Raw genomic sequence first — 17007 nt, forward strand, 5'->3', positions numbered from 1 at the left:
TGAGCCTAACGGTCCTTCTTCAGATCCCGGTGCCCGTTCGGCGCAGGACGCGCAGGGATTCCGTCGCCGAGACCTCTGTGAACGCGCCGGATTCCAGGGCCCGGAGGTAGATGCGGTACGGGGCCTGGCCCGTCCACTCGTCGATCTTGACCGGGAACACGTCGTGGATGAGGAGCAGGCCGCCCTCGGCGACGTGCGGGGCCCAGCCCTCGTAGTCGGCTGTGGCGTGCTCGTCGGTGTGGCCGCCGTCGATGAAGACGAGGCCGAGCTTGCCGCCCCAGACGGCGGCGACCTGCGGGGAGCGGCCCACCAGGGCCACGACGTGGTCCTCCAGGCCGGCCGCGTGCAGCGTGCGCCGGAACGTGGGGAGGGTGTCCATGCGGCCGACGACCGGGTCCACGGTCTCCGGGTCGTGGTAGTCCCAGCCCGGCTGCTGCTCCTCGCTGCCGCGGTGGTGGTCCACGGTGAGCGCGCTCACGCCGGCCTGGCGGGCCGCGTCGGCGAGCAGGATCGTGGAGCGCCCGCAGTATGTGCCGACCTCCAGGAGCGGCAGGCCCAGCGCGGCGGCCTCGGTAGCGGCCGCGTAGAGCGCCAGCCCTTCGCCGAGAGGCATGAACCCCTTGGCGGCCTCGAAGGCGACGAGGATCTCCGGCTTGGGCGCCGCGCTCATGGGGTCCCCTGTCGTAGGCGTGGGTGAGGTCCGCTCATGTTGCCGTACGCCCCCGTCGCCGGCTGCGGCGGGGGCGTACGGGGGGTGAGCCCGGGTCAGGGGCGATCGAGGGGGCTGAGCTGCGGGTCAGCAGCTCTGCCAGAGGCGCGTCATGACGCGGACGCCGAACCGCAGGCCCTCCAGCGGGACGCGCTCGTCGACGCCGTGGAAGAGGCGGCCGTAGTCCAGGTCGTGCGGCAGCTTGAGGCCCTTGAAGCCGAAGCAGCGGATGTCCAGTTTGGTGAAGGCCTTGGCGTCGGTGCCGCCCGGGTTGCAGTACGGGACCGGGTGGCCGTCGGGGTCCTCGGCGCGCACGGCCTCGCACATGGCGTCGACGAGCGGGCCGTCGAACGTCGTCTCCATGGCGATGTCGTGGTTGACCCACTCGCGCCGCACGGACGGCAGGAGCAACTCGTCGATGGTGTCCACGAGTTCCTGCTCGTGGCCGGGCAGGAAGCGGCCGTCGACGCGGGCGGTGGCCTTACCGGGGATGACGTTGGTCTGGTAGCCGGCCGTGAACATGGTGGGGTTCGCGGAGTTGCGGAGCACCACCTGCATGAAGTCGGCGACCGGTCCCAGCTCGGCGAGTTCGGCGTCGAGGTCGTCGGCCTCGAAGTCGATCTTCACGCCCTTGAGTTCGGCTGCCTTGGTCAGCAGCGCCCGTACGGGCTCGATGAGGCGGATCGGGAACGTGTGGCGGCCGATGCGGGTGAGGGACTCGGAGAGGTCGGTGACCGCGTTCTCGTCGTTGGGGGACGAGCCGTGGCCGGCCCGGCCTGTGGCCGTGAGCTCCATCCAGGCCATGCCGCGCTGGGCGTTCTCGATGGGGTAGAGGCGCTGGGTGTCGTCGAGCGCGTACGAGAAGCCGCCGCCCTCGCCGATCGCCTCGGTGACGCCCGCGAAGAGCTCCGGGTGGTGCTCGACGAGCCAGTGCGCGCCGAACTTGCCGCCCGCCTCCTCGTCGGCGAGGAACGCGAGGACGATCTCCCGCGAGGGGCGGGTGCCGGTGCGGGCGAAGTGGCGGGCGGTGGCCAGCATGACGGCCACCGTGTCCTTCATGTCGATCGCGCCGCGGCCCCACAGGTAGCCGTCGCGGATCTCGCCGGAGAAGGGCGGCACCTGCCACTCGGCGGCGTCGGCGGGCACGACGTCGAGGTGGCCGTGCACGAGGAGGGCGCCGCGGGTGCTGTCCGCGCCGGGGATACGGGCGATGACGTTCGCCCGGCCCGGCGCGCTCTCGACGAGCGTCGAGTCGATGCCGGCCTCGGCGAGGCGGTCCACGACCCAGTCGGCGCAGGCGCGCTCGTCGCTCGTCGGGTTGGACGTGTCGAAGCGGATCAGCTCCGCGCACAGCCCGACGACCTCGGCCTGGGCCTCTTCGGATGCGGGGGTCAGGGCGCTGGGGGTGTTCATGCCGCTCCCACGGGGGTCGCTTCGGGGGCGGCGGGGACGGTGGTGTCCTCGTCGTCCAGGGCGGAGGTGCCGTACGGCCGCACGAGGCCGAGGAGGCCGAGGACGGCGTACAGGACGAAGGCGGTGGCCAGCGAGTTGAGCGCCGGGATGCCGACCGTCACGTACTTGCCGACGCAGAACGCGGCGATCCAGATCACGATCGACATGGGCACCCAGGTCGGAGAGGACGCGGGCAGCGTCCCGGCCTCGCGGGTCTCGTCGAGCGGCTTGCGCATGCGCCGTACGACCCAGTACTCGGCCACGATGATGCCGCCGATGGGCGGGATGGCGACGCCGAGCACGGACAGGAACTCGGTGAAGTGGGTCATGATGCCGACGGCCGAGAGCAGGGTGCCCGCGAGGCCGAGCGCGACGGTGACGGCGCCACGGTGCAGGCGCTTGCCGAAGACGACCTGGAAGAAGTTGACGACGCCGAGCGAGGAGCCGTACAGGTTCCAGTCGTTGATCTTCGCGGTGGACATCAGGACCACGATCACACCGAAGGCGCCCGAGGTGGAGAGCACGATGTGCGACACCTCGCTGGACTTCACCAGGTGGCCGAGCAGCACGCCGGTGAGGCCGACGATGTACTCGGAGAGGATCATCGACGAGGCGCTCTGCAGGAAGACGTGCGAGCCCTTGCGGTTGTAGCGGGTCATCTCCGGGGAGACGATCGCGCCGGTCATGTAGCCGCCCGCGATGGCGGTGGCCGCGACGGCGAGCGGGATCGTCTGACCCGGCGCCGGCGAGCTGATCAGGTCGCCGACGGAGTGGTCCATCAGGGCGTTCGTGACCGACCAGGCGACCAGGGCGAAGAACAGCGGGGTGACGATCTTCGCGAAGAGCGCCATGTAGCGGAAGCCGAAGATGACCAGGACCGTGATGGCGAGGCCCGCGGCGACGCACCACACCCACGACGGTCCGCCGACGAGCGCGGACACGCTGTTGCCGAAGATCGTGTTCTGCACGCCGAACCAGCCGACGAGGCTGACCGCGATGACGAAGCTGACCAGCGCGGAGCCGTTGCGGCCGAAGCCGATCCAGCGGGTGAGCATCGGGGTCGCGAGTCCCTCGCGCATGCCGGCCAGGCCGATCGCGAAGATCACCACTTCGAGGATGACCGCGCCGAGCGTGAAGGCGAGGAACGCGTTCCCGAACGTCATGCCGACGCCGATGGTGGCGCCCAGCGTGAACTGCGAGATGGAGCCCGACTGGGCGAGCCACTGGAGCAGCATCGTCCAGAAGCCGAGGCGTTGGTCGCGCGGGACGCGGGTCAGCGAGTAGTCGTCGCTGCCGAGCCGCTTGGTCTCGGTGTCTGTGGCGGTCATGAGGACTCCCGGGGCTCACGGCTCTCATGGCCGAGGGTCTGAAGGTGGGACAGGGAGCCGTAGCGGCTCACGAGGTTGTCGAACTCGGCCTCGTCGTGGAAGTCGAGGCGGCCGCCCCCGTACGCCTTGGCCGTCTCGACGGCGAAGCGCGCGGCACCGGCGATGTCGGTCTCATGGCTCGCGCCGGTCTGGCAGCCGGGGACCGCGGCGGCCGAGGTGACCGCGAGGCCGACGACCGGAGCGGGGGTCGCCGTGGCCGGCTGGAGGATCGAATTGATGTGATGTGCACCGTTACCGTACGGCGTGATGTCCTGCGTGGTCACCGGGTATGTGACCAAGGGCTCACCTGTGACGACCGCGAGCAGCTCGCCGAGCGCCTCGCTGACCCGCAGGACCCACCCCTCCTTGACGGTGGGGGACAGGGCAAGGCCCTTGTGGTTGATGATCCGGTTGCCCTTGGTGGTGTCGATGGAGAGCACGGCCTCCATCTCGCCGGTGACCTCGTGCCGGTTCATCGTGGCGATGTCGACCGGGGAGTCCATGAAGGGGACCGGGTCGTGCGGCGCGGTGGGCGCGTCCGGGCAGATGTGCGTGGCGACGATGACGTCGCCCGGCAGCACGTCGCCCTTGCGGCGCATGTCGAGCAGCTTGGCCGCCGTGGCGAGCGCGGCGGCGGCGCCGTCCGCGTCGGAGACCAGACCCGTCATCTCGGGCCGGGCGCCGACGCCGCCGAGGCGGCCGACCACGCCGAGCGTGCGGGACGGGCCGCCGCTCGTACGTCCCGTGCTGCCCGGGATGCGTACCAGCAGGAAGTCGGTCGAGCCGCGCTCGCCGGTGACGGTGGTGACCTCGGCGCCGGAGCCCTCGGGGCCCGCGACCGAGTCGAGGTACTCCACGGCGCGTTTGCCGTCGGCGTTCGGATCGTCGAGGAGTTCGACGATGTCAAGGACGTACTTCAGCATTGGGCGGCCTCTCTCGCTCCCGACACGCACTCCAGGTCGGGTGGTGCTGACAGCAGATTCGGGATCGGTTAGCGTTGTCGGCAACTGTTTCCCGTTATCTGCAATTCAGGTCTGAATGGTGAGATGCGATGAGTGAGATCCCGTTGGACCGCAAGACGCCCGCGGGTGCGCTGCAGACCGTCGACCGCGCCCTGCTGGTGCTGCTCGCCTTCGAGCGGACGCGGCCCGACTGGGGCGTGACCGAGGTGGCGGCCGAGTTCGGGTGGGACACCTCGGTCGCCCAGCGGCTGCTCTCGACACTCGCGGGCCGCGGTTTCCTGGTCTCCGACCCGGCCACCCGTCGCTACCGCATCGGGCCCGCCGTGCTCCGGCTCGGCCGGCTCTGGGAGCGCTCGGGCTCGCTCGAACTGCTCGCCGCGCCCGTCCTGGAGGAGCTGGGCCGGGTGACCGGCGACACCGTCCTGTTCTGTCTGCCGGACAGCTTCCACATGCGCTGCGTCGCGGCCGTCGAGGGCGAGTCCGGGCCGCTGCGCTACTACCCGCTGGTCGGCGAGCTGTACCCGGCGCACGCCGGAGCCACGGCCAAGTCGTTCTACGCGTTCCTGCCCGACGAGCAGCGCCACCGGCTCTTCCGTGGCCGCCCCATGGCCCGCTTCACCGACCGCACGGTGACCGACCCGGACGAGCTGGAGCGGGAGCTGGTGCAGGTGCGCGCCCAGGGGTACGCCTGGACGGTCGGTGAGTACGACGCCGGGATCGCGACGGTCGCCGTGCCGGTCTTCCTGGGCCGCGAGCCCTACGGCAGCCTCAGCCTCGGCGGCGCCAAGGAGCGTTTCACGGACGGGCCCGAGGGCCGGCTCGACGCCCTGCGCAAGGCCGCGCGCCTCCTGGAGAAGCGGCTCACGCACCCTCCGCAGCGCACGCGCAAACCGCGCGCGCCTCAGTCCTGAAGCCCGAAGTTCCGAAGTCCTGCAGTCCTGAAGTCCTGAACCGCCCCTGAGGAGTCACTCCCTTGAATCTGCTGCTGCTCTCCAACTCCACCCAGTACGGCCGCGGTTACCTCGCCCACGCCCTGGACACCGTCACCGGCTTCCTGCCCCCGAAGGCCCGTCTCGCGTTCGTGCCGTACGCGCTGGCGGACCACGACACGTACACGGACCGGGTGCGCGGCGCGCTCGACGGTGCCGGGATCAGCGTGCGTGGTGTCCACGAGGGTGACGACCCGGTGGCCGAACTCGCCGCAGCCGACGCCGTGTTCATCGGAGGCGGCAACTCCTTCCGGCTGCTGAGCGCGCTCTACCGCACCGGCCTGCGCGACGCCCTGATCGAGGCGGTCGGCGGTGGGCTGCCCTACATGGGCGCGAGCGCCGGCACGAACATGGCGGCGCCCAGCCTCCGCACGAGCAACGACATGCCGATCGTGCAGCCCCCGTCGTTCGAGGCGCTCGGCCTCGTCCCGTTCCAGATCAACCCGCACTACCTGGACCCTGACCCGGCGTCCACGCACAAGGGCGAGACCCGCGAGGAGCGCCTCACCGAGTTCCTGGAGGAGAACGACGTGCCGGTGCTCGGCCTGCGCGAGGGGTCCTGGCTGCGGGTGAACGGCGAACGCGCCGCGGTTCAGGGCGAGCGTGCTGCCCGCCTCTTCACCCGCGACGCGTCCCCGAAGGAGCTGCCGGTCGGCTCCGATGTCTCCGAACTGCTCAGCTGCGAGCCGCGGTTCGACTCTCCGGCGCGATGAGCTCAAGGGCCAGGTCGACATCGACCGGCCGGTCCTCGCCGTGGTGCGTGGCCGCGGAGGCCCGCGGCGCGTGCCCGGCGGCCGTGGCGGCCAGCACGTACGAGCCGCCGGCGGGGACCTCCAGGGCGTAACGGCCGGTGTGGTCGGTCAGCGCGGCGCCCGCCTGGCGGCCGCGCCGGTCGATGAGCGTGACCTTGGCCCGGGAGACGGGCAGGCCCGCCGCGTCGAGCACCTGGCCGCGGAATCCGCCGAGTATCTCCTCGGCGCGTTCCAGCGCGGCGTCCTCCTCGCTGCTGGCGCGCAGCTGCGGCTTGGTCGCCTGGCGCTGCTTCGGCAGGAAGACGGCGAGCAGGACGCCCATGGCGACCGCGGCGGTGGCGATCAGGAACGAGACGCGGAAGCCGTGCATGGTGGGCACGGCCGCACCGCCGACGTGGTTCGCCGTGTTGGCGAGGACCATGCCGATCACGGCGCTCGACACCGAGGTGCCGATGGACCGCATCAGGGTGTTGAGACCGTTGGCCGCACCCGTCTCGGACGCGTCGACGGCGCCGATGATCAGGGCGGGCAGCGAGGAGTAGGCGAGTCCGATGCCGGCGCCCACGACCACCGAGATGACGATGGTCTGCCAGGCGGCGCTCATCAGGCCGAGGCCGGCGCCGTAGCCGATCGCGATGATCAGCATGCCGAGGATCAGGGTGGTCTTCGGGCCGTACTTCGCCGACAGGCGGGCGTACACGGGGGCTGTGAACATCATGGTGAGGCCGAGCGGCGCCACGCACAGGCCCGCGACGACCATCGACTGGCCGAGTCCGTAGCCGGTGGCCTTCGGCAGCTGGAGGAGCTGCGGCAGGACGAGCGAGATCGCGTAGAACGCGACACCGACCATGATCGAGGCGAGGTTGGTGAGGAGCACCTCGCGCCGCGCGGTGGTGCGCAGGTCGACGAGCGGGGCCTTGAGCTTCAGTTCCATCACGCCCCACAGCACGAGCACGACGAGGGCCGCGCCGAACAGGCCGAGCGTCATGGGGTCGGTCCAGCCCCAGTCGCTGCCCTTGGTGATCGGCAGCAGGAGGAGGACGAGTCCGGCGGACAGGCCGATCGCGCCGAGGACGTCGAAGCTGCCCTCGGCCTTGACCGAGCTCTCCGGGACGAAGAAGAGGGTGAGCAGGATCGCGACGACGCCGAGTCCCGCCGCGCCGAAGAAGAGGGCGTGCCAGTCGGCGTGCTGGGCCACGAGGGCCGCCAGCGGGAGCGCGAGTCCGCCGCCGACGCCGATGGAGGAGCTCATCAGGGCCATCGCGGACCCGAGCTTCTCGCGCGGCAGCTCGTCGCGCATCAGGCCGATGCCGAGGGGGATGGCGCCCATCGCGAAGCCCTGGAGGGCACGACCCACGATCATCACGAGAAGGTCGCTGGTGAAGCCCGCGACGAGCGAGCCGACGACCATGATCGCGAGGCTCGTGAGGAGCATCCGGCGCTTGCCGTAGAGGTCGCCGAGGCGGCCCATGATCGGAGTGGAGACGGCGCCCGCGAGGAGGGTCGACGTCAGGACCCAGGTCGCGTTGGAGGGGGCGGTGCCGAGCAGGACCGGGAGGTCCTTGATGACCGGGACGAGGAGCGTCTGCATCACCGCGACGGTGATGCCGGCGAAGGCGAGTACGGGGACGACTCCGCGTATTCCGCGTTGTGCGGTCGGCCGTTGGGTCGTCTGCGTCATTACGTAGTGCCTCCGGAGGCAGTGAGTCAAAGGGGTCGCGCGGGCGGCGGGTTTCGCGCTGCGGGTACGTGGAAGATGAACCCGTTACCTGGGGCGACTATTCCGACGGGCGTCGTACAAGGGGAAGTCTTGACGGTCTTTACCTTTTGATTACACGCCCGAGGGTCGCGGAATCTGCGTCTGACCTTCCGTCAGATTGGAACGTGTTCTACCGTGCGCCGCATGGGCATCGCGATCACGCAGGAGCAAGAGGAGCTGGCGGGCGCCGTGCGCGGCTGGCTCGCACGCGCCGTACCGCCCGAGGAAGTGCGCAAACTGCTCGACGCCCCCGCCGCCCCCGCGGGCCGCCCCGCCCACTGGGACGGACTCGCCGGACAGGGGCTGCTCGGCCTCCATCTCCCCGAGGAGTACGGCGGAGGGGGCGGCGACCTCGTCGACCTCGCGGTCGTCCTCGAAGAGGCGGGGCGGGCCGCGCTGCCCGGCCCGTTCGCGGCCAGCGCCGCCGCCTCACTGGTCCTGCGCCACGCGGGCGCCGCCGGCCTCGCCGCGTCCCTCGCGTCCGGCGACCGCATCGGCGCCGCCGCCCTCGGTACGGGAACGCTGACCGCCGTCACCGTGTCCGACGGACTCGTCCTCGACGGGGTGGCGCCGCCCGTCCTGTCCGGCGGGGACGCCGACCTGCTCCTCCTGGCCGCCGAGTCCGCGACCGGGACCGTATGGGTCGCCGTCGACGCGGGCACCGCCGGAATCGGCGTCCGCGTCCACGAGAGCGCCGACCCCACGCGCCCGACCGCGGAGATCACCGCCCGGGGCGCCCTGGTGCCGGCCGTGAGGATCCTCGCCGTCGACACGGCCACCGTGCGTGACCTGGCCTCGGTCGTCCTCGCGGCCGACGCGTGCGGCGTCGCGGCGTGGGCGCTGCACATGGCGGCGGAGTACGCGAAGGTGCGGGAGCAGTTCGGGCGGCCGATCGGACAGTTCCAGGGCGTCAAGCACCTGTGCGCGGACATGCTGGTCCGGGTCGAGCAGGCGCGGGCGCTGGTGTGGGACGCGGCGCGGGCGGCGGGGGGCGGCGCTGAGGGGGCCGACGACGGCGCGGCGCGTGAGCTGGTCGTCTCGCTCGCCGCCGGGGCCGCGCTCGATGCCGCGTACTCCTGTGCCAAGGACTGTGTGCAGGTCCTCGGCGGGATCGGGTTCACCTGGGAGCACGACGCTCATCTCTATCTGCGGCGGGCCGTCGTCGCGCGGCAGCTGCTCGGCGCGGGGGACACGCACCGGCTGCGGGCGGTGCGGCTCGCGGAGGGCGGGGCGCGGCGCGAGCTGCGTCTGGAGCTGCCCGCGGAGGCGGAGGCGTTCCGGGCGGGGGCCCGCGAGGCCGTCGAGGGGATGCGCGGCCTCGACCCGGCCGCGGCCCGCCGGGCCCTCGCGCCCACGGGGTACGCCGCGCCGCACCTGCCCGAGCCGTACGGCCTCGGCGCGGGCCCCGTCCAGCAGCTCGCCGTGCAGCAGGAACTCGCCGCCGCGGGCGTCCGCGTCAGCGACCTCGGCATCGGGACCTGGGTCGTCCCCTCGCTCCTCGCCTACGGGACCCCGGAGCAGCGGGACCGCTATCTCCTGCCCACGCTCCTGGGCGACGTCCTGTGGTGCCAGCTGTTCTCCGAACCCGGCGCCGGTTCCGACCTGGCCTCGCTGCGGACGAAGGCCGAGCGCACCGAGGACGGGCGCTGGCGCGTCAACGGGCAGAAGGTGTGGACGAGCGCCGCCCAGTGGGCCGACCACGGGATCCTGCTCGCCCGCACCAACCCGGACGCCCCCAAGCACAAGGGCCTCACCTACTTCGTCGTCGACATGAAGCGGACCGACGGCATCGACGTACGGCCCCTGAAGGAGATCACCGGGGACTCGCTCTTCAACGAGGTGTACTTCGACGACGTGCTGCTCCCCGAGGACGCCGTGGTGGGGCAGGTGGACGACGGCTGGCGCGTCGCCCGGAACACGCTCGGCAACGAACGGGTCCACATGGCCGACCAGTTGACCTTCGACACGGGCCTTGAGGCGCTGATCGCCCGCGCCGGAACGCTCGACGGCGCGTACCGGGCGCGGATCGGCGCGCTCGCCACCGAGGCGCACGCCCTGGCCTGCACAGGGCTGCGCACGACGATGCGGCAGGTTGCCGGCGCGGACCCGGGCCCGGGGGCGTCCGTACGGAAACTCGTGCAGACGCCGCACCAGCAGAAGGTTGCCGAACTCGCCCTGGAGCTGCTCGGCCCCGAGGGCGCCCTGAGGGAGGGAGCGGGGGAGCGGGCGCTGCACGGATTCCTGATGTCGCGCTGCCTGACGATCGCGGGCGGCACGACGCAGGTGCAGCTGAACGTGGTCGCCGAGCGGATTCTGGGATTGCCGAGAGACTAGGCGGGGACGCCCGGTCAGGGGCGCGGGGCTGTGACACTTTGCGGCTCCGCCGCGTGGACGTGACCAGCCCCCACTCACCCGCGGACGACAACGGCGCCACCGTATGGTCACCTGCGTGGAGCTACGTCACCTCTCAGGATTCGTCGCCGTTGCCGAGGAGCTGCACTTCGGCCGCGCAGCGGAACGGCTGCACATCGCGCAGTCGCCGCTCAGCCAGCAGATCAAGCTGCTCGAGCGGGATCTGGGCGTCAAGCTGTTCGACCGGACCACCCGGACCGTGCGGCTCACCGCCGCCGGGCACGCGCTGCTCGGGCCCGCCCGGCATCTGCTCGCCGAGGCGTCGGCGGTGCGCAGGACCGTGCAGGCCGCGCACCTCGGGGAGGTGGGGCGGGTCACCGTCGGGTTCGCCGGGGCCAGCAGCTACTCGGCGCTGCCGCTGCTCACCCGCGCCGTCACGTCCGAACTCCCGGGTATTGAGCTGGTGTTGGAGGGCCAGACCTATACCGGCGAGGCGCTCGGAAGGATCGCGGACGGGTCCCTCGACGTGGGGTTCGTGGCGCTCCCGGTGCGGCGCGGAATCACGGCGCGCGTCGTGCGGATGGAGCGGCTCGTGCTCGCGCTGCCCGACAGTCATCCGCTCGCCCGGCAGGACGAGGTCCACTTCGCCGAGCTGGCGCACGAGCCTTTCGTGACGTTCCCCGTCGCCCGCGGCTCGGCCGTGCGGGAGGCCATGGTGCAGGCCTGCCACGAGGCCGGGTTCGCGCCCCGGATCGCGCAGGAGGCGCCGGACTCGTACAACATGCTCGCCCTCGTCGGCGCGGGTGTCGGGCTCGCCGTCGTCGTGGCGTCCGCGCGCGCCATCCATCTGGAACACGTCGTGTTCCGGCCGCTGGCCGGGGACGACGTGCCGGTGCTCCCCATCGCCCTCGGCTGGCGCACCGGAAACCGCTCGGCGCCCCTCCAGGCGGTCCTGCGCGTGGCGGAGGAAGTCCTGCCGACGCCCCCGGACGCACCCGACGCCCGCGGATGATCCCCATTATTTTGACGGATGGCATCTGACTGGAGGCCGGTATTGGTCTTGGACACATCCTAATGAGCGGGTGCAGAGTGATCCACGTCTCGCGACGGAGCGATGAGCGCCGGGCGTGGAGCGTGGACGGGCACCGGCCGCTCGGTGGCCCCGCCCCCTCCGGCCCGTCCCCTCCCAGCGGGACGCCGCTACGAGAGGACGCTCGTCATGTCGCACGACGCCCCAGTCCCCGGGGTCAGCGCAACACAGGCCCGTGATGCCCGCCGCGCCGGTGTCACCGCCTTCGTCGGGACCACCATCGAGTGGTTCGACTTCTACATCTACGGCTCCGCGTCCGCTCTGGTCCTCGGCAAGATCTTCTTCGCCGAGGCCTCGCCGGCCGTAGGCACCCTCGCCGCCTTCGCCACCTTCTGGGTCGGCTTCCTGGCCCGCCCGCTCGGCGGCGTGATCTTCGGCCACTTCGGCGACCGCTACGGCCGCAAGAAGGCCCTCGTCACCACGCTCACCATGATGGGCGCCGCCACCTTCTGCGTCGGCCTGCTCCCGGGCTACGCCCAGATCGGCGCCGCCGCGCCCGTCCTCCTCGTGCTGCTGCGCATGATCCAGGGCGTCGCGATGGGCGGCGAGTGGGGCGGCGCCGTCCTCGTCGCCACCGAGTACGCCCCGCCCAAGCGCAAGCTCCTGTACGGGGCGTTCGCCCAGCAGGGCTCGCCGGTCGGCAACCTCCTCGCCACGCTCGCCTTCCTCGGCATCGCCCAACTCCCGGACGCCGCCTTCGAGTCCTGGGGCTGGCGCGTCCCGTTCCTCTTCTCCGCCGTACTCGTCGCCGTCGGCCTGTTCATCCGCCTGCGGCTCGCCGAGACCCCCGAGATGGCCGCGGCCCTGGAGCGCAAGCAGACGTCCAAGCTGCCCATCAAGGACGTCCTGACCCGCTCGCCGATGCTGGTCCTGCTCGGTGTGCTCGCCGGCACGGCCGGGGTCGCGATCACCTACGTCAAGACGACCTTCGCCCTGTCCTGGGCCACCTCCGACCTCGGTTTCGACCGCACGTCGTTCCTGACCGTCATCTCGCTCGCGCTGGTCGTCCAGGTCGTCGTGCAGCCCTTCGGCGCGGTCCTCGCGAGCAAGTGGCCCGTACGCAAAGCCGTGTTGTGGATGCTGCTGCCCGAATTCGTCGTGCTGCCGCTGATGTTCGTCCTCGTCGGGACCGGCAACTTCTGGCTGGCCGTCCTCGGCATGGGCCTCGCCACCTTCCCGCACGCCATGTACTACGCGGCGCTCGCCGGCATCCTCGCCCGGGTCTTCCCCGTCGAGGTCCGCTACACCGGCATGTCCCTCTCGTACCAGCTGTGCACGACGCTGTTCGCCGGGACGGCGCCGATCGTCTCCCAGTACCTGCTCAACGCCACCGGCTCCATCTGGCCCGTCGTCGCGCTCGGCCTCGGCTACACCCTCGTGACCCTCGCCGGTGTCCTGCCGCTGCTCGCCCGTACCGCCGCCGCGCCGGAGCCGGCCGCCGTCACCACCCGCACCGCCTCCCACGCCTGACCCGGAGTGATCCCCCGATGAACTACGCCGACCGCGACCCCGCGCTGCGCCCCTTCCTCGACCGTGTCCTGTCCGCCGACGACCGGGCCCGCGTCGAGCCGCTCCTGACCGAACTCGGCGCGCTCGCGGCCGGTGACCTCGACCGGCAGGCCGCACTCGCCGACGCCAACCCGCCCCGCCTGGTCCAGTACGCGCCCGGCGGCGAACGCGTCGACGAGATCGAGTACCACCCGGCCCACGACCGCGCCGCCGCCATCGCCTACGAGGAGTTCGGGCTCGCCGCGATGTCGCACCGCCCCGGCGTCCACGGCTGGCCGTCCAAGGTCCCGCACACCGTCAAGTACGCCCTGTCCTACCTCTATGTGCAGTCCGAGTTCGGCATGGCCTGCCCGCTGTCCATGACGGACTCGGCCGCCCGCATCCTGCGCCTGTTCGACCCCGAGCGGTACGCGGACGAGATCGCCGCGCTCTCCTCCACCGACCCCGAACTGCGGGCCACCGGCGCGATGTTCATGACGGAGAAGCAGGGCGGCACGGACGTCGGCCTGACGGAGACCGTCGCCACCGACCAGGGCACGCACTGGACGCTGACCGGCAAGAAGTGGTTCGCGTCCAACCCGGGCGCCGACGTGATCCTCACCCTCGCCCGCGTCCCGGGCCAGGGCGAGGGCACCCGCGGCCTCGGCATGTTCCTCGTCCCGCGGCTGCGCCCCGACGGCACCCGCAACGCGATCCGCATCGACCGTCTGAAGGACAAGCTCGGCTCGAAGTCCATCGCGAGCGGCGAGGTCACCCTCGAAGAGGCCTACGCGACCCCCGTCGGCCAACTCACCAACGGATTCCGGCAGATGGCCGAGATGCTCAACGTCTCCCGACTGTCCAACGCCATGCGCGCCACCGCCCTGATGCGCCGCGCCGTCCGCGAGTCCGTCGACCACACCCGCGTACGCCACGTCTTCGGCAAGCCGCTCTTCGAGCAGCCCCTGATGCGGGCCACGCTCCTGCCGATGATCATCGACACGGAGGGGGCGCTCGCGCTCGTCCTGGAGGCGGCCGCCCGCCTGACGGCCGCAGACGAAGGAGCCGCCGACGGTGAAGGAGGGGCGGCCCGCGAGCTCGTCCGCGTCCTCACCCCGCTCGCCAAGCACACCCTGTGCAAGCGCGCCCGGACCGTCACCGGCGAGGCCATGGAGATCCGCGGCGGCAACGGCTACATCGAGGACTGGGTCAACCCCCGGCTCGTGCGCGACGCGCACCTCGGCTCCATCTGGGAGGGCTCCTCGAACGTCATCGCGCTCGACGTGCTGCGCTGCATGCGCCGCCAGGGCGCCCATCGCACCCTCGCCGACACGTACGGCGGCCGCGCGGAGACGCGGGGCCGCTGGGAGCTGCTGCGCAAGAAGGGCGACGCGCTCCTCGAACTCCCGGCCGATGAGCAGGAGATGAGGATCGGCCGGTACGCCGACGAGATCACGCGCGCCGTCATGGAGACCCTCCTGTACGACCAGGCCGCCCACGAGACGGAGACCACCGGCAACGGCCGCGCCCTCCTCGTCGCCCGCACCTGCACCGCGCTCCTCGACGACCCGGACACCCCGCCCCGCGCCGCACTGGACCACCTGGCCGAACTGGCCGAGGGTGGACTGGTCGCGCCCAGCACGGCACAGAAGACCCCGGCGAAGGAGAACACTGTGAAGGAGCCCGCCGCACATGCCTGAGCAGCCCCGCCCCGCCGCCCCGCTGGCCGGTATGAAGGTCGTGGACCTGTCCAAGATCCTCGCCGGGCCCTACGTCACCATGTCCCTCGCCGACCTCGGCGCCGACGTCATCAAGGTCGAGCACCCCGACGGCGGCGACCCGACGCGCGCCTGGGGCCCGCCCTTCAACGGCCCCGACGCGACCTACTACCTGGCCGCCAACCGCAACAAGCGCTCCGTCACCCTCGACCTCAAGTCCCCCGAGGGGCAGGAGGCCGTCCACCGCATGCTCGCCGACGCGGACGTGATGGTGGAGAACTTCCGGCCCGGCAGCTCGCTCGCCCGCGTCTTCGACTACCGCGAACTCAGCGAGCGCTACCCGCGGCTGGTCATCCTGCACATCTCCGCGTTCGGCGACACGGGCCCGCTGCGCGACGAGCCCGGCTACGACATGGTGGCCCAGGCGTCGGCCGGCCTGATGTCCCTGACCGGCGAACCCGACGGGCCGCCCGTCAAGGCCGGTTACGCGATGGGCGACCTCGGCGCCGCCCTCTTCGGCCTCATCGGCGTCAACGCGGCACTCGTCGAACGCGAGCGCACGGGCCACGGCCAGTACGTCACGACCTCCCTGTACGAGTCCCAGCTCGCCCTGCACATCAACTGGGCGACCGGCTACTTCGCCACCGGGGAGCGCCCCACCCGCCTCGGCTCCGGCCACCCGAGCCTCGTCCCGTACCAGGCCTACCCGGCGTCCGACGGGCACTTCGTGATCGCCGTCGGCAGCGACGGCCTCTTCCGCAAGCTGAGCGAGGCGCTCGGCCACCCGGAGTGGGCCGACGACCCGCGCTTCGCCACCAACCGGTCCCGCGTCACGCACCGCACGGCCCTCAACGCCAAGCTGGAGTCCGTCCTCGTCGACGACACCGTGGCCAACTGGTGTGCCCTGCTGAAGCCGCGCGGCGTCCCCGTCGCGCCGATCCGCACCCTGGACGAGGTCTACGACTGCCCGCAGACCGAGGCGCTCGGCATGGTCCAGAAGGTCGACCACCCGGACGTGGGCCCGCTCCAGCAGGTCGCCTTCCCCGTCACCTTCCGCGGCGAGCGCCCGGCGGTGCGCACCGCCCCGCCCACCCTCGGCCTGCACAGCCGGGACATACTCACCGAACTCGGCTACGACGAGTCCGCCATCGACCGCCTGCTCGACCACCCTCAAGGAGCCTGATCATGCCGTTCGCCGCCCTCGACCCCGTCGACCCGCTGAACCTCGAAGCGCTCCTGACCGACGAGGAGCGGGCCGTGCGCGACACGGTCCGCCAGTACCTCGACGACAAGGTCGAGCCGCACATCGCCGAGTGGTTCGAGTCCGGCGAGCTGCCGAACCTGCCCGAACTTGCCCGTGAATTCGGCAAGATGGGCCTGCTCGGCATGCACCTGGAGGGCTACGGGTGCGCCGGCATGTCGGCCCGCGCCTACGGCATCGCGTGCCGCGAACTGGAGGCGACGGACTCGGGCCTGCGCTCCTTCGTGTCCGTGCAGGGGTCCCTGGCCATGTTCGCGATCCACCGCTTCGGCTCCGAGGAGCAGAAGCAGGAGTGGCTGCCGCGCATGGCGGAGGGCGAGGCCATCGGCTGCTTCGGCCTGACCGAACCCGACCACGGCTCCGACCCGTCGTCCATGACGACGCGCGCCCGGCGTGACGGCGACGACTGGATCCTCGACGGCCGCAAGATGTGGATCACGAACGGCTCGGTCGCGGCCGTCGCCGTCGTGTGGGCGCAGACCGAGGACGGGGTGCGCGGCTTCGTCGTGCCCACCGACACCCCCGGCTTCTCGGCGCCGCTGATCAAGCACAAGATGTCGCTGCGGGCGAGCGTGACCAGCGAGCTGGTCCTCGACGGCGTACGCCTGCCCGCGTCCGCCCGGCTCCCTGAGGCGCGTGGCGTGGGCGCGCCGCTGACCTGCCTGAACGAGGCGCGCTACGGCATCGTGTGGGGCGTCACCGGCGCCGCGCGCTCGGCCTGGCAGGCGGCCGCCGACTACGCGGGCCAGCGCGAGCAGTTCGGCAAGCCGATCGCCGCGTTCCAGCTCACGCAGCAGAAGCTCGTCGACATGGCGCTCGAGCTCCACAAGGCGACGCTGACGGCGCTGCGCCTGGCCGACCTGAAGGACTCGCCCGCCGGTGTCCACCCGGCGCAGATCAGCTTCGGCAAGCTGAACAACGTCCGCGAGGCCATCGAGATCTGCCGCACCGCCCGCACGATCCTCGGCGCCAACGGCATCTCGCTGGAGTACCCGGTGATCCGCCACGCCAACAACCTTGAGTCCGTGCTCACTTACGAGGGCACGACGGAGATGCACACACTGGCGCTCGGCCAGGCGCTCACGGGTCACGCGGCCTTCCGTTAGGC

General features: G+C 71.7%; 13 protein-coding genes. 8 read left to right on the forward strand and 5 right to left on the reverse strand.

Annotation, left to right across the window (positions count from 1 at the left end):
- Nucleotides 1-19 precede the first annotated feature (19 nt).
- The 4 genes from CG723_RS05025 to CG723_RS05040 form a co-directional block, all read right to left on the reverse strand.
- The gene (locus tag CG723_RS05025; RefSeq protein ID WP_100592006.1) at nt 20-670 is read right to left on the reverse strand and encodes a class I SAM-dependent methyltransferase; all 651 of its coding nucleotides are present in this window, start codon (nt 668-670) and stop codon (nt 20-22) included.
- Nucleotides 671-796: 126 nt separating this feature from the next.
- Nucleotides 797-2122, reverse strand: coding sequence for a M20/M25/M40 family metallo-hydrolase (locus tag CG723_RS05030; RefSeq protein ID WP_100592007.1), 1326 nt, complete (start codon nt 2120-2122; stop codon nt 797-799).
- Nucleotides 2119-3489, reverse strand: a complete 1371-nt coding sequence (locus tag CG723_RS05035; protein ID WP_100592008.1) for a cytosine permease — start codon at nt 3487-3489, stop codon at nt 2119-2121. Before CG723_RS05035 ends, CG723_RS05030 begins: the two co-directional genes overlap by 4 nt.
- Complete coding sequence (locus CG723_RS05040; protein WP_100592009.1) at nt 3486-4451, reverse strand: DUF1177 domain-containing protein; 966 nt, start codon at nt 4449-4451, stop codon at nt 3486-3488. Before CG723_RS05040 ends, CG723_RS05035 begins: the two co-directional genes overlap by 4 nt.
- 128 nt (nt 4452-4579) lie before the next feature.
- Here CG723_RS05040 and CG723_RS05045 point away from each other — a divergent pair, with 128 nt between their 5' ends.
- Together CG723_RS05045 and pepE are read left to right on the forward strand one after the other, a co-directional pair.
- On the forward strand, nt 4580-5401 hold the full coding sequence (locus tag CG723_RS05045) for an IclR family transcriptional regulator (RefSeq protein ID WP_100592010.1): 822 nt from the start codon (nt 4580-4582) through the stop codon (nt 5399-5401).
- 62 nt (nt 5402-5463) lie between these two features.
- Nucleotides 5464-6192: a dipeptidase PepE gene (pepE, locus tag CG723_RS05050; RefSeq protein WP_100592011.1), complete on the forward strand. Its 729-nt coding sequence runs from the start codon at nt 5464-5466 to the stop codon at nt 6190-6192.
- Here the strand turns inward: pepE and CG723_RS05055 are convergent.
- Entirely contained in the window at nt 6155-7912 is a 1758-nt protein-coding gene (locus CG723_RS05055; RefSeq protein WP_100592012.1) for an MFS transporter, read from the reverse strand. The two genes, pepE and CG723_RS05055, sit on opposite strands and share 38 nt — an antisense overlap.
- A gap of 222 nt (nt 7913-8134) precedes the next feature.
- On the opposite strand from CG723_RS05055, the gene CG723_RS05060 reads away from it, so the two are divergent.
- From CG723_RS05060 to CG723_RS05085, 6 genes are all read left to right on the forward strand, one after another.
- Nucleotides 8135-10324, forward strand: a complete 2190-nt coding sequence (locus CG723_RS05060; RefSeq protein WP_100592013.1) for an acyl-CoA dehydrogenase — start codon at nt 8135-8137, stop codon at nt 10322-10324.
- Nucleotides 10325-10439: 115 nt separating this feature from the next.
- The gene (locus CG723_RS05065) at nt 10440-11354 is read left to right on the forward strand and encodes a LysR family transcriptional regulator (RefSeq protein ID WP_100592568.1); all 915 of its coding nucleotides are present in this window, start codon (nt 10440-10442) and stop codon (nt 11352-11354) included.
- A 207-nt stretch (nt 11355-11561) separates the two neighbouring features.
- Nucleotides 11562-12902 (forward strand): MFS transporter, encoded by a 1341-nt coding sequence (locus CG723_RS05070; RefSeq protein WP_100592014.1) that lies wholly within the window; start codon nt 11562-11564, stop codon nt 12900-12902.
- Between the two features lie 17 nt (nt 12903-12919).
- Nucleotides 12920-14620: an acyl-CoA dehydrogenase family protein gene (locus CG723_RS05075; protein ID WP_100592015.1), complete on the forward strand. Its 1701-nt coding sequence runs from the start codon at nt 12920-12922 to the stop codon at nt 14618-14620.
- Nucleotides 14613-15821, forward strand: a complete 1209-nt coding sequence (locus tag CG723_RS05080; protein ID WP_100592016.1) for a CaiB/BaiF CoA transferase family protein — start codon at nt 14613-14615, stop codon at nt 15819-15821. Before CG723_RS05075 ends, CG723_RS05080 begins: the two co-directional genes overlap by 8 nt.
- 2 nt (nt 15822-15823) lie before the next feature.
- Nucleotides 15824-17005, forward strand: a complete 1182-nt coding sequence (locus CG723_RS05085; protein ID WP_100592017.1) for an acyl-CoA dehydrogenase family protein — start codon at nt 15824-15826, stop codon at nt 17003-17005.
- Nucleotides 17006-17007: the final 2 nt, after the last annotated feature.

This window comes from Streptomyces sp. CB01635, from assembly GCF_002803065.1.
GTDB lineage: Bacteria > Actinomycetota > Actinomycetes > Streptomycetales > Streptomycetaceae > Streptomyces.

Coding starts and splice junctions, on each gene's coding strand:
- CG723_RS05025 (WP_100592006.1), bottom strand. CDS start 670: ATGAGCGCGGCGCCCAAGCCGGAGATCCTCGTCGCCTTCGAGGCCGCC.
- CG723_RS05030 (WP_100592007.1), bottom strand. CDS start 2,122: ATGAACACCCCCAGCGCCCTGACCCCCGCATCCGAAGAGGCCCAGGCC.
- CG723_RS05035 (WP_100592008.1), bottom strand. CDS start 3,489: ATGACCGCCACAGACACCGAGACCAAGCGGCTCGGCAGCGACGACTAC.
- CG723_RS05040 (WP_100592009.1), bottom strand. CDS start 4,451: ATGCTGAAGTACGTCCTTGACATCGTCGAACTCCTCGACGATCCGAAC.
- CG723_RS05045 (WP_100592010.1), top strand. CDS start 4,580: ATGAGTGAGATCCCGTTGGACCGCAAGACGCCCGCGGGTGCGCTGCAG.
- CG723_RS05055 (WP_100592012.1), bottom strand. CDS start 7,912: ATGACGCAGACGACCCAACGGCCGACCGCACAACGCGGAATACGCGGA.
- CG723_RS05060 (WP_100592013.1), top strand. CDS start 8,135: ATGGGCATCGCGATCACGCAGGAGCAAGAGGAGCTGGCGGGCGCCGTG.
- CG723_RS05070 (WP_100592014.1), top strand. CDS start 11,562: ATGTCGCACGACGCCCCAGTCCCCGGGGTCAGCGCAACACAGGCCCGT.
- CG723_RS05075 (WP_100592015.1), top strand. CDS start 12,920: ATGAACTACGCCGACCGCGACCCCGCGCTGCGCCCCTTCCTCGACCGT.
- CG723_RS05080 (WP_100592016.1), top strand. CDS start 14,613: ATGCCTGAGCAGCCCCGCCCCGCCGCCCCGCTGGCCGGTATGAAGGTC.
- CG723_RS05085 (WP_100592017.1), top strand. CDS start 15,824: ATGCCGTTCGCCGCCCTCGACCCCGTCGACCCGCTGAACCTCGAAGCG.